Source organism: Nocardia sp. CA-107356 (assembly GCF_050946365.1).
Lineage (GTDB): Bacteria > Actinomycetota > Actinomycetes > Mycobacteriales > Mycobacteriaceae > Nocardia.
This window is the reverse complement of the sequence record NZ_CP191992.1, coordinates 1,142,461-1,154,378: the sequence shown is the minus strand read 5'-3', so window position 1 is coordinate 1,154,378 and position 11,918 is coordinate 1,142,461. Positions and strand designations below refer to the sequence as shown.

General features: G+C 67.2%; 11 protein-coding genes and 1 pseudogene. 4 read left to right on the top strand and 8 right to left on the bottom strand.

Annotation, left to right across the window (positions count from 1 at the left end):
• Positions 1 to 336: 336 nt before the first annotated feature.
• The 4 genes and pseudogenes from cobM to ACQP1G_RS05335 all read right to left on the bottom strand — a co-directional run.
• On the bottom strand, positions 337 to 1,101 hold the full coding sequence (gene cobM / locus ACQP1G_RS05350) for a precorrin-4 C(11)-methyltransferase (RefSeq protein ID WP_433198931.1): 765 nt from the start codon (positions 1,099 to 1,101) through the stop codon (positions 337 to 339).
• Between the two features lie 21 nt (positions 1,102 to 1,122).
• Positions 1,123 to 1,548 carry a PPOX class F420-dependent oxidoreductase gene (locus tag ACQP1G_RS05345; protein ID WP_433198929.1) on the bottom strand — a complete coding sequence of 142 codons (426 nt, stop codon included), beginning with the start codon at positions 1,546 to 1,548 and terminating at the stop codon, positions 1,123 to 1,125.
• Between the two features lie 106 nt (positions 1,549 to 1,654).
• Positions 1,655 to 2,272 (bottom strand): response regulator, encoded by a 618-nt coding sequence (locus ACQP1G_RS05340; RefSeq protein WP_433198927.1) that lies wholly within the window; start codon positions 2,270 to 2,272, stop codon positions 1,655 to 1,657.
• A 428-nt stretch (positions 2,273 to 2,700) separates the two neighbouring features.
• A pseudogene (locus tag ACQP1G_RS05335) lies at positions 2,701 to 3,858 on the bottom strand (sensor histidine kinase); the annotation flags it as partial.
• 130 nt (positions 3,859 to 3,988) lie between these two features.
• On the opposite strand from ACQP1G_RS05335, the gene ACQP1G_RS05330 reads away from it, so the two are divergent.
• The gene (locus tag ACQP1G_RS05330) at positions 3,989 to 5,056 is read left to right on the top strand and encodes an ABC transporter permease (RefSeq protein ID WP_433198925.1); all 1,068 of its coding nucleotides are present in this window, start codon (positions 3,989 to 3,991) and stop codon (positions 5,054 to 5,056) included.
• Positions 5,057 to 5,219: 163 nt separating this feature from the next.
• A complete protein-coding gene (locus ACQP1G_RS05325; protein ID WP_433198923.1) occupies positions 5,220 to 5,951 on the top strand; it encodes an ABC transporter ATP-binding protein in 732 nt (243 codons plus the stop codon).
• 104 nt (positions 5,952 to 6,055) lie between these two features.
• Here the strand turns inward: ACQP1G_RS05325 and ACQP1G_RS05320 are convergent, their stop codons facing one another.
• The 3 genes from ACQP1G_RS05320 to ACQP1G_RS05310 form a co-directional block, all read right to left on the bottom strand.
• Positions 6,056 to 6,997: a carboxymuconolactone decarboxylase family protein gene (locus ACQP1G_RS05320; protein ID WP_433198921.1), complete on the bottom strand. Its 942-nt coding sequence runs from the start codon at positions 6,995 to 6,997 to the stop codon at positions 6,056 to 6,058.
• A gap of 12 nt (positions 6,998 to 7,009) precedes the next feature.
• A complete protein-coding gene (locus ACQP1G_RS05315) occupies positions 7,010 to 7,660 on the bottom strand; it encodes a TetR/AcrR family transcriptional regulator (RefSeq protein WP_433198919.1) in 651 nt (216 codons plus the stop codon).
• A gap of 279 nt (positions 7,661 to 7,939) precedes the next feature.
• Positions 7,940 to 8,860, bottom strand: coding sequence for a LysR family transcriptional regulator (locus tag ACQP1G_RS05310; protein ID WP_433198917.1), 921 nt, complete (start codon positions 8,858 to 8,860; stop codon positions 7,940 to 7,942).
• Between the two features lie 140 nt (positions 8,861 to 9,000).
• On the opposite strand from ACQP1G_RS05310, the gene ACQP1G_RS05305 reads away from it, so the two are divergent.
• Both ACQP1G_RS05305 and ACQP1G_RS05300 read left to right on the top strand, forming a co-directional pair.
• Positions 9,001 to 10,431, top strand: coding sequence for an MFS transporter (locus tag ACQP1G_RS05305; RefSeq protein WP_433198915.1), 1,431 nt, complete (start codon positions 9,001 to 9,003; stop codon positions 10,429 to 10,431).
• A 76-nt stretch (positions 10,432 to 10,507) separates the two neighbouring features.
• Positions 10,508 to 11,254: a 3-hydroxybutyrate dehydrogenase gene (locus tag ACQP1G_RS05300; protein ID WP_433198913.1), complete on the top strand. Its 747-nt coding sequence runs from the start codon at positions 10,508 to 10,510 to the stop codon at positions 11,252 to 11,254.
• 17 nt (positions 11,255 to 11,271) lie between these two features.
• Here ACQP1G_RS05300 and ACQP1G_RS05295 read toward each other — a convergent pair whose 3' ends face one another.
• Positions 11,272 to 11,910, bottom strand: a complete 639-nt coding sequence (locus ACQP1G_RS05295) for an SACE_7040 family transcriptional regulator (protein WP_433198911.1) — start codon at positions 11,908 to 11,910, stop codon at positions 11,272 to 11,274.
• Positions 11,911 to 11,918 lie beyond the last annotated feature (8 nt).

Sequence of the window (11,918 nt, the reverse complement as noted above, 5' to 3'; positions counted from 1 at the left end):
CCCGTAACCTCGCTTCCGGAACACCACGCAAGCGCTCCCCGACGAACACCGGGACAGGACGCGCACCTATCCGAGCGTGGCGTCTGCGTTCCCGCGTTCAGTTCTCATCAATCAAGCAAAAATGTTCATTGGCACTATCTGCCCGCCAGGCCGACCTTGTTACATGGGCGCGACCATGCCCGCCGCCCACCGACCGGCTCCGCCGGGAAGTTCACTGCTGATCACCGAAACAATCTACCGTCGCCCCCGCCGCCCGACCAATCAGCTCCCATAGCTGGGAAACATCACCCCAGGCAGCGGGGTCATCGCAAGTTTGCTCGGTGACTGTCACCCATCTCACACTGCTTGCGAAGTTCGGTGCCGGTCGCGAGCCGGATCGTACAGGTGCGATTGCGCGCAGGACAGCTTCGGTGCGAGCGCGCGGCCGACGAGGATGACGGCGGCTTGGCGCAGGCCCGCGGATTCGACCTGGTCGGCGATGTCGGTGAGGGTGCCGCGCAGGATCAGTTGGCCAGGTTGGCTGGCTCGATAGACTACCGCGATCGGGCAGTCGGGGCCGTAGTCCGGGATAAGTTCGGCCGCCAGCGCGCGGATTCGGGTGATGGCCAGGTGCAGGACGAGGGTGGCACCGGTGTCGGCGAAGTTGGTGAGGGCTTCGGACTCCGGCATCGTGGTCGAACGGGCCCGGGTGCGGGTGAGAACCACTGATTGGACCAGCTCAGGGACGGTGAGTTCGGTGCCGAGCAGGGCGGCCGCCGCCGCGTAGGCGGGAACGCCGGGGGTGACGTCCCATGCGACGTTGTGCGCGTCGAGGCGGCGGGTTTGTTCGGTGAGCGCCGAGTAGATCGAGGGGTCCCCCGAGCACAGGCGGGCGACATCCCTACCGGATCGGTCGGCGCGCACCAGGTGCTCGGTGATCTCATCGATATCCAGGTGCTGGGTGTCGACCAGTTCGGTCTCGGGGGCGCAGTGTGCCAGCACCTCGGGGTCCAGGTAGGTGCCCGCGTAGAGGCAGACCGGGGAGGCGCGCAGGAGTTCGACCGCGCGGACGGTGAGCAGATCCGCCGCGCCCGGCCCGGCCCCGATGAAGTGCACGGTCATGCGGGTGAGTCTAGGGAGCGGTCAGGCCGTCGCGTCGAAGTGGGCGATCACCTTGGTCGGACGCACTCGGACCACCAGTTCGCCGGGGACGCCATTGCGCTTGCCGAATTCCTCGGCGCGGTCCGCGCCCACATAGCGGCCGGCGATCTCGGTGGCGGTGCGCAGGAGTTCGGCGGGATCCTCGGACAGGGTTACCGTGCCCTGGACCTGAACCGAAGGGTAGGGGCCCGCCTCCACGTCGACGACTATCGCGATGCGGTTGTCCCTGGCGAACGCCTTGCCCTTCGCCGCGGTCTTGCCGGTATTGAACACCAGTTCGTCACCCTCCAGGACGAACCAGACCGGCGTCACGACCGGGCGTCCGTCGCTGGCCACGAATGCGACCTTGGCGGTTCGTGTGCCTTGGGACAGGAATTCGCGCACTGCGGGATCCGAGAGTGAGGCCATCCCCCAACCCTAGTTCCATCCCGCACGAGTCATCCCGCGTCGACGGCCCGCATGTCGCCGCCCCTTTGTGTGCATCCCCCAGAAGTGCGGATCTCGGCAAGGATGTTCAGATGGCGCCCTGTTCGCGGGCACGGGCGACGGCGGAGGTGCGGGAGCGGACGCCGAGTTTGGCGTAGATGTGCACGAGGTGGGATTTGACGGTGGTCTCGCTCAGGAAGAGTTCCTTGGCGATCTCGCGGTTCGAACTGCCGTCGGCCACCAGCCGCAGCACCTCGATTTCGCGCGGACTCAAGGTGGTGTCGGCGCGGCGCACCCGGGTCATCAGTTTGGAAGCCACGGCGGGTGAGAGCACGCTGTCCCCCGCGGCCGCCGACCGCACCGCCGCGAGCAATTCGACCGGTGGGGTGTCCTTGAGGATGTAGCCGCAAGCTCCGGCCTCGATGGCGCCGAGAATATCGGCATCGGTGTCGTAGTTGGTGACGACCAGGACGTTGGGTGGCTGTGGGAGAGTACGCAATTCGGTGGTCGCGTCCACACCGGAGCGGCCGGGACCGAAGCTGAGATCCATCAGCACCAGATCGACCGGTGTCGTGGTGCAGAAGGCCACCGCAGCCTCGGCGGTCGGTGCGTCGCCGACGACGGTGATGTCCTCATTGCTCTCCAGCAGCGCCCGCAGACCAGCGCGCACGATGGCGTGGTCGTCCGCCAGTAGTAGGCGAATCATGCGTGGTTCTCCCGGTCGGTCGAATTCGTCTCGTGTGGGGCGGGTTCGAGTGATCGCGAATTGGATTGCGCTGAGGACGGGCCGGATTCGCTCGGCTCGGGCACGGAACCCGCTGCGCTGCGTTCCGCTGCGGGCCGATCGAGTTCTCCTGCGAACCGGTCGGGCTCCGCTGCCGACCTGCCGGGCTCCGCTGCCGACCTGCCGGGCTCCGCTGCCGACCTGCCGGATTCCACTGCCGACCTGCCGGATTCCACTGCCGACCTGCCGGATTCCACTGCCGACCTGCCGGATTCCACTGCCGACCTGCCGGATTCCACTGCCGACCTGCCGGACTCTCCTGCGGGCTGGCCGGATTCCCTTGCGGGCTGACCTGGCCCCACTGCGGACAGGCCGGAATCGGCTGCGGCGGAGCCGGATTCCGCGGTGGCGGATGCGGGCTCGAGGGGGAATGAGACGGTGACCGCAGTGTGGCCCGGTTCCGACTCGACCGCCATTGTGCCGCCCTGCTGTTCGACGCGACTGCGCATGGCGCCCAGTCCGAACGTCCCCGACGGTGCGCGATTCAGCACCACCGGATCGATGCCCATCCCGTCGTCGACAACGTCGAGATACACCTCGGTGTCGGAGTAGGTCAAGGTCAAGCGCATCCGGCTGGCCCCAGCGTGGCGGACCACGTTCGAGACCGCCCCCTGCGCGATCCGGACCAGGGCCGCCTCGATCGGCATCGGCAGTCGCTCCGGCGTGCCCTCGACCACCATCTGGGTGATCAGTCCTGGCGCCTCGGCACGCAGGCAGATGCGTTCCAGCGCCTGCGCGAGGCTCTGCCCTTCCAGCGCGGCCGGGGTCAATTCCGCTATGAGCCTTCGAGTTTCGGCCAGATTCTCCGCCGCGGTCTCGCGTGCCAGTCGAATCTGTTGCAGCGCCGAATGATCCGGTGCGGACTGCTCTGCGGCGTGCAGCAGCAACTGAATGCTGCTCAGCCCCTGGGCGACGGTGTCGTGGATCTCCTGCGCCAGTCGTTCACGCTCGGCCAGCTTGCCCGCCGTGCGTTCCTGCTCCGCGAGTGTCGCACGGGTGCTGAGCAATTCGTCGATCAGGCGCTGACGTTCGGCGGATTCCCGGAACAGTGCCGCATAGCCGAGCCCGATCCCCACCGCGACCGCCGCGCCGAGCATCGGCCCGATCGCACCCGCCACCGACCAGCCGCGGTGCACCCCGAAACCGATCACGGCCACCGCCGTGGCCGCGCCGACCGCGAGAAAACCCCACGGGCGCGGCAGCAGGTGCAGGTACAGGAAGAACAGGCCGAATGCGAGATATCCGGCGTCGGGCGCGAGCACCACCAGACCGAGCCACAGCACGGTCAGTGCCGCCAGCCAGAAGCGGATGCCCGCCGGGGGGCGGCCGACCAGCGCACCGGTGAAGTACACGGCCAGGAATGCCGCGGTCAGCGTGACGACGGCGAGCGGATGTCCGGCTCCGGGCAGCAGCGCACGCACCGCTACCACCACCGCCAGCGTCGTCACCAGCACATGCAGCCCCAACCGCAATGTGGTGAAGACAGGGGTGAACGGCGACGAATGCACGCTGCCAGCTTATGTGCGGCTACCTGGGCGGCATCCATCGAAAGATGTAAAACGCCGCCCAACCTTCGATCGGGGTCCATTCCTCCGCGTGCGCGATGGCGAACGCGTGCGATCGCGGCAGGGTGAAGGCATGTTCGTCGCACTCCGGGATCTGCGGGCCGCACGCGGCCGTTTTCTGCTCATCACGTTGGTCGTCACCCTGGTGGCACTGCTGGTGAGCTTCCTCAGCGGTCTCACCGCCGGGCTCGCGCACCAGAGCATCTCCGCCATCGAAGCGATCCATGCCGATGCCATCGTCTTCACCGATAACGGCGCGGATCCCACCTTCGACGCCTCGGCGCTCACCCAGCAGCAGGTCCAGAGCTGGCAGGCGGCCGCTGGATCGACCGGCACCGTCGATCCGATCGGCATCGGCAGGACGGCGGGCGCGGTATCGGGTCACGGCGAGACCAAGCCCGCACAGATCGCGCTGTTCGGCGCCACCGGAACAGCATTTGGCAACCGCGTCGCAACCGAAACCGGCACGGTGGTGCTCAGCACCGGCGCGGCCAAGGCCCTCGCTGCCAGTGTCGGTGACAGCGTCACGCTCGGCGCGGGCACCTTCCGGGTGGCCGCGGTGCGGGGCGACGACTGGTACAGCCATACCCCCGTCGTCTGGATGACACCCGCCGACTGGCAGTCGGTGACCCCGCGTGGCGGCGCCGCCACGGTGCTCGCGGTGTCCGGGATCTCGAATATGGCCGCTGTCAACGCATCCGCGCATACGACATCGACCAGTGTCTCCGGATCGCTGTCGGCATTGAGTTCCTACACAGCCGAAAACGGTTCGCTGACACTGATGACGGTGCTGCTGTTCGCCATCTCGGCCCTGGTGATCGGCGCGTTCTTCACCGTGTGGACGGTGCAGCGCATGCCGGATATCGCGACCTTGAAGGCGCTCGGCGCGACCTCGGGCTCCCTGGTCCGCGACGCCCTCGCACAAGCGGCGATCGTCTTGATCGCCGGGGTCGCGGTCGGTCTCGGAATCACCGTCACCGCAGCCACATTCATGGGCGACGCGCTGCCGTTCGTCCTGGGCCCCTCGACCACGCTGCTGCCCGCGCTGGCCCTGATCGCCCTCGGCCTACTCGGCGCGGCGTTCGCGCTGCGCTTCCTGTTCACGACCGACCCGCTCACCGCGCTCGGTGCGACTCGATGATCACCGCATCCGGAACCCCCACCACAGACGGATCCCTGCATCCGCGAGCCGAACTCCGTCCGCGCACGGGCCGACCCGAACGCCGATCCGTCTCGCACGCCGATCCAACCCGTCTCGCAGGCCGATCCAACCACGCACGCCGATCCAACGGAGTACCGAAACCATGACCGCAACCGCACTCACCGTCACCGACGCGACCCTGACCTACCCGGACGGCATCGGCCGACTCACCGCCCTCGACCACGTGCACCTGCATGTCACCGGCGGCAGCATCGCCGCCATCACCGGCCCCTCCGGCTCCGGCAAATCCAGTCTGCTCGCGGTGGTTTCGACCCTGATCCGCCCGGACTCGGGCCGCATCGAACTCGAAACCGCCGATGCCACAGTCGATCTCGCGACCCTCACCCGCCGTGAGGGCGCCGCCCTACGCCGCTCGTCCATCGGCATCGTCTTCCAACAGCCGAACCTCATCCCCGCCCTCACCGCCCTCGAACAATTAGAGGCCATGTCACACCTCGGCCAGCGCTTCTTCACCTCACCGGTCCAACGCCGCGAAACCCGCACCAGGGCAATGGAATTACTGGACGTCGTAGGCTTGGCCGACCAACAGGCCAAGCGTCCCGCCCAACTCTCCGGCGGCCAACGCCAACGCATCAATATCGCCCGCGCCTTGATGAACGCCCCCACCCTCTTGGTCATCGACGAACCAACCAGCGCCCTGGACACCGAACGCGGCGCCGCAGTAATCGACCTGATCCTCACCGTCGCCCGCACCCGTGGCGCCGCCACCCTCCTCGTCACCCACGACCGCACCCACCTGCACCGCATGGACGCCGTCTACCGCATGGTCGACGGCACCCTGTCCCTCGAACACCCCGCCCACGCCGCAGCCTGAAACCTGCTCGCTTGCTCGGACTTTCCGGGCGGTAGCCGCCGAGACCGTGCCCGGATGCCCAGCGTCCTGCACGAAGTGGTGATCGACCTGTTCCGGCAACGCCCCTAGGCTCCGGCGTTCCCGATCTCTCGGCGGACACCGTCGAATGGGAATACTCCGCCTGCGACGGTGACCTCGCCCGCGATCGAATTCCCCGTCACGGTGGCCCGCCAGTCGGTTTCGATGCGGATGGGTTCGGTCGTCAGGGTCCGGCAGGAGATCCGGCTGCCGTCGACCGTCCCGGAGGTGATCTCCGCGGTGATCCCGTTCGCCTTGTTGGTCGCCGAACCGGTGACGTCGTCCTCGCCCGCGGTGATGACCAGGGTGAGTTCCTGGGCGCCCGCCGGATGCCGCATGGTGACGTCCCACGTCCCCTCCGGCGAGCCGAACCCCTCGGCGTCGGGATCCGGGCGGTCGGCCGCCGGCGGCGGGGCGAGATCGGGCAGCTCACCCAGCGGGGCCCGGCCCGGTTCGGGCTGCACTCCTGCCGAGTTCAGGAAGCCGGCCATCATCTGGTAGTGGCCCACGACGTAGATGATTTCGATGATCTCGTCATCGGTGTAGGCCTCGCGCAGCGCCGTCCACGTGTCGTCCGATATGCAGTAGTCCGAGCACAATTCGTCGGCCGCGCGCAGCAGTGCGGCATCCCCCGCGGACCAGGTCGCGGATTCGTCGGCGACCGCGGCGATCTCGCTCTCGGAGGCGCCGCCGGCGAGGGCAGCCAGGACGTGGTTGCCCCATTCGTATGTCGATCGCGTGCGTAGCGCGACCCGCAGGATGGCCAGTTCCCGATCGCGAGCCGACAGTTGTCCCGCGGTCAGCAGCATCGCGCCGATCGGCCCGATCGCCTCGAGGATGTCCGCGCGGCGCACGAGAGTGCGGATGACGGTCGGGGCCCCGATCCCGGCAAGGCGGCGTTGGGCATCGGTCAGCGAGGTCGGGTCGAGCTGGGGGATACGCGGTTCGGTGGGCCGGGTGATGTCGCCGAATTGTGTTGGTGTAGTCACGGTTTTCCTTTCTCAGGGGGTTGCGGGGCGTTGTGGTCGAGTGCGATTACCGGGTCGGTACGGCGCCAGGAGCAGATCCGCCGCGTCGACGAGTTCGTCGCCGATCGGTCGGCGCCCGGATACCGGCCAGGCCAGCGAGGCGCCGAGCAGGCAGTAGTGGAGCTGGCGCGCCAGCTCGGCCGCGTCGGCACCCGCGATCTCGCCCTGGTCGAGGGCGTGCTCGAGTAGTGCGGTGGAGCGGTCGATCGCGAGCGTGAAGCGTTCGTCGAGGATCCGGCGCAGGTCCGGGTCCTCCCCGATCTCGGTGAAGACCGACATCGAGTTGACGATCTGCGTCGGGGTCCGCACGAATGCCACGGATTCGCGGATCATTTCGCGCAGTGCGTCGAGGGCCGATCCGTCCGGCGCGGGCTGCCCTGCGGAGATCTCCCGGATCTGCCGGGTGCCCCAGGCGTGGAAGGCGGCAAGCAGTTCGCGCTTGGAGCCGAACCGCTGGCGCAGCGCCGCCGGCGTGACCCCGACCTCCTCCGCGACCAGGTTGACGTTCAGCCGTGCGAGACCGACCCGCATCAGTACTGTCGCCATCGCGGCGAACACCGCGTCGTCCTCTACCCGCCGTGGACGCCCCAGTTTCGCTGCGGCAGTGTCCGAGTGCTCCGTCATCCCCACCTCGCCATTATTTCTACCTCTCTAGGTAGATAGTAATCTAAACGACGGGAAAAGCGACCGTTTTACACGGGTGAGGCCGCCCGGTAGCGCTGAGCCACCGATCTATCGGTCCGGATCGCTACCGTCGAGCGACTAGGGCTGGCCGCTGAAGTACGCGATGCCCGCGTCGATCAGGGGTTGGCCGCCGACGGCGAGGAAGCCGATGCCCGCGCCGATGGCGGTGGTGGCGATGGGGATCGGGAAGAGGATGATGCCACGGAGGGGGGCCGATGATCAGGCCGACAAACCGAGCAGCACATTCCGCTGCTCCCGAACGCGGATATGGATCGCATCCACCACCGCCGCCACCTCGGGCCTGCGCAGCGTCTCGGTGCGGGTGACCAGCCAATAGCCGAGCCGAACCGAGACCTCCTTGCGGAGCACCCGGATCAGGTCGTCGTGGCGATCGGCCATAAAGCACGGCAGCAGACCGAGACCGGCGGCCGCGCGGGTCGCCTCGACGTGTACGAAAACATTGGTAGACGTGACGGATTCGCGCATGGCGGGCGCGAAACTGGAGGCCAGGTCCAGATCGTCCACCTGGAGCATGGAATCGATGAAGTAGACCAATGAGTGCCGCGCGAGATCGCCGATGGCCGTTGGCGTTCCATGTTCGCGCAGATAGTCGCGCGAGCCATACAGACCGAGGCAATAGTCGGCCAGGCGAATGGCCTTGGCACGGTGGACCTGTGGTTCACCGACCACCACTTCGATATCGAGGCCCGAACGTTGCTGGGACGCTCGGCGGGTCGCGGCGACGATCTCGACGGAAATCTTCGGATGCCGCCGCTGCACCTCGGCGGCGGCCGGTGCGGCCAGATAGGCACTGAATCCGTCGGTCGCCGAAATCCGGACCACACCTTCCAGCACGCGAGTGCCATCGGCATCGGTCGCCAACGATTTGACCGCCGATTCCACGACCTCGGCTGCCGCGAGCGCTTCGCGGCCGAGATCGGTGAGCTCCCAGCCGCCGGTCACCCGGGTGAGCACGCGGCCGCCCAACGTCTGCTCCAGCGCGGCGATGCGGCGGGAGATGGTGGTGTGATTGAGACCGAGTTCCTCGGCGGCGGTGACGAAGCGGCCGGAGCGCCCGACGGCGAGCAGAACCAGCAGATCATCCGCGCTGGGGTGGGTGGGGCCCGAGACGGGAGTCATATCTGCATTCTTGCAGATGCGCACTGCACAACTGGTTATTGCGGCCGAAGATATGTGCACGAATACTCGTCCTGACCACGAAATGTGGGGGCCGTCACATTCTTGACATGATGTGGCCCCGGTCATGAAGGAGATGTTCGATGAGCGAGCGCAGTGCAGTGCGGCCGACCGGTGATCCCGGCGGTATACCGGCCGGTCTGAGGCGGGTGGTGGCCGCGTCCATGGCAGGCACCGTGGTCGAGTGGTACGAGTTCTTCCTCTACGGCACGGCTGCGACGCTGGTCTTCAGCAAGGTGTTCTTCGCCAAGGGCACCAGCGATCTCGACGCGATCCTGGCAGCGTTCATCACCTACGCGGTCGGCTTCGCCGCACGTCCGCTCGGCGGCATCGTCTTCGGACATTTCGGCGATAAGTACGGCCGCAAGACGCTGCTGCAATTCAGCCTCGTGCTGGTCGGAGCCGCGACCTTCCTGATGGGCTGTCTGCCGACCTTCGCCCAGATCGGATACTGGGCGCCGGCACTGCTGGTCGTGCTCCGGTTCATCCAGGGCTTCGCGGTCGGCGGCGAATGGGGTGGTGCCGTGCTGCTGGTGGCCGAGCACAGTCCGAGCCGCAGTCGCGGTTTCTGGGCGAGCTGGCCACAGGCGGGTGTGCCGGTCGGCAATATGCTGGCGACGGTCGCACTGCTGGCACTGACCTCGACACTGTCGGATGCGGCCTTCCTGAGCTGGGGTTGGCGCGTCGCGTTCTGGTTGTCCGCGGTGGTCGTGCTGGTCGGCTACTACATCCGCACGAAGGTCACCGACGCACCCATTTTCGTTGCGGCACAGCAGGAAATAGAACAGATCAAGGCGAACTCACTGAGCGTCGTCGAGGTGCTGCGGCGCTATCCGCGCGGCGTCCTCACCGCCATGGGTCTGCGGTTCGGCGAGAACATCCTCTATTACCTGGTGGTCACCTTCACCATCACCTATCTCAAGGTGCAGGTGCACGTCGACACCAAGGTCATCCTCTGGTGGCTGCTGGCCGCGCACGCCGTGCATCTCGTGATGATTCCGTTGGCGGGCAACCTCTCCGATCGTTTCGGCAGGCGGCCGGTCTATCTGGTCGGCGCGCTCACCGCCGGCACCTGGGGCTTCTTCGCCTTCCCGATGATGGACAGCGGCCACAACGCGATCATCATGTCCGCGATCATCATCGGCCTGGTGTTCCACGCCTTCATGTACGCGGGACAGCCCGCGATCATGGCCGAGATGTTCCCCACCCGCATGCGGTATTCCGGCGTCTCCCTCGGCTATCAGGTCACCTCGATCGTCGCCGGATCGCTCGCACCGATCATCGCCGTCCGCCTGCTCAATACCTACAAGTCCGCGGTGCCCATCGCCATATATCTGGCCGCGGCGGCCGCCGTCACCGCCATCGCCGTGCTGTTCGCCCGCGAGACGAGAGGTATCACGCTGGAGAGCATCGACACCGCGGACGCGGAGACCCTCGCCGCCCAGCCCTCTTCGTCAGCCATCCCGGTAGCGCCGGTCGCACAGACCGACGCAATGCGAGCGGAGCTCACATGAACGAGTGCAGCGAGCGAACAATCACGACAGCTGACATGTCGGTCATGACGGAGCTGAGCGCCGGCGAGGCGGAGTCATGAGTGACCTGACCGGACGTACCGCACTCGTCACCGGCGGCGCGAGCGGCATCGGCGCCGCCTGCGCCAGGGAACTCGCGGCGCGCGGCGCCACCGTCACCATCGCCGATATCGATGATGTCGGCGCGAAGGCACTGGCCAGCGAGATCAACGGAAAGGCCTGGGCGGTAGACCTTCTCGACGTCGCCGCACTGGAGAACCGCACCTTGGATGTGGACATCCTGGTGAACAACGCCGGTGTGCAGAGCATCAACCCGATCGAGGATTTCCCGCCGGACCGGTTCCGGAACCTGATGACCCTCATGGTCGAAGCGCCGTTCCTGCTCATCCGCGCGGCACTGCCGCGGATGTATGAGCGCGGTTTCGGCCGGATCATCAACCTGTCCTCGGTACACGGGTTGCGCGCATCCGAATACAAGGTCGCGTATGTGACCGCCAAGCACGCACTGGAGGGCCTGTCCAAGGTCACCGCATTGGAGGGCGGCCGCCACGGCGTCACCAGCAATTGCGTCAATCCCGGCTATGTCCGAACACCGTTGGTGGACAAGCAGATCGCCGACCAGGCCAAGGCGCACGGCATCGACGAACAACAGGTGCTGGAAAAGGTGCTGCTCACCGAAAGCGCGATCAAACGTCTCGTGGAGCCGGAAGAGGTCGCGTCACTGGTCGGTTGGCTCGCCAGCGCGAATGCGGGCATGGTCACCGGCGCGTCCTACACCATGGACGGTGGGTGGACCGCGCGGTGATTCCGGCGGGCCCGCGCCTAGCCCAGCGCAGCCTGGCCCAACGCCTCCTGACCCAACGCCTCCTGGCCCAACGCGGACAGCGCCATGTGACGCAGGACCGGCCGGGCCCGGGTGGCGGTGGCATTGGTGGCACTGTGCGGGGTGGAGTTCATCAACCCGAAGCCCGCGTGGGCCTGCACTCGCGCGGTCTCCTCCGGCAGTTGCGGATGCAACTCCCGCAGCACCGCCACCCAGATCTCCACATACTGACGCTGGGTGCGACGCAGTTCGCGCCTGGCGCCGGTCGGGACGTTCTCGAGGTCGCGGTCCTGGATCCGAATGAGTTCGGGCTCGCCGAGTGCGAAGTCCAGATGGAAGTCGACCAGCCCGGCCAGCGCATCCTGGGCGGACTCGGTCCGCGTCACCACCGCCTTCCCGCCGTCGAGCAGCCGCTGGCTGACTCCGACGAGCAGTTCGACCAGCAACGCCTCCTTATTCGGGAAGTGCCGGTAGACCGCGGGCCCGCTGATCCCGACCGCCGCCCCCAGGTCGTCCAGGCGCATGCCGAGGAAGCCGCGATCGGCGATGAGCCGGGCCCCCGCATCCAGCAGCTGCGCCCTTCGCTGCAGTTTCAGTTGCTCCCTGCGGGTGAGCGCGACCGGGTCTACGCTGGTCACACGCGCTC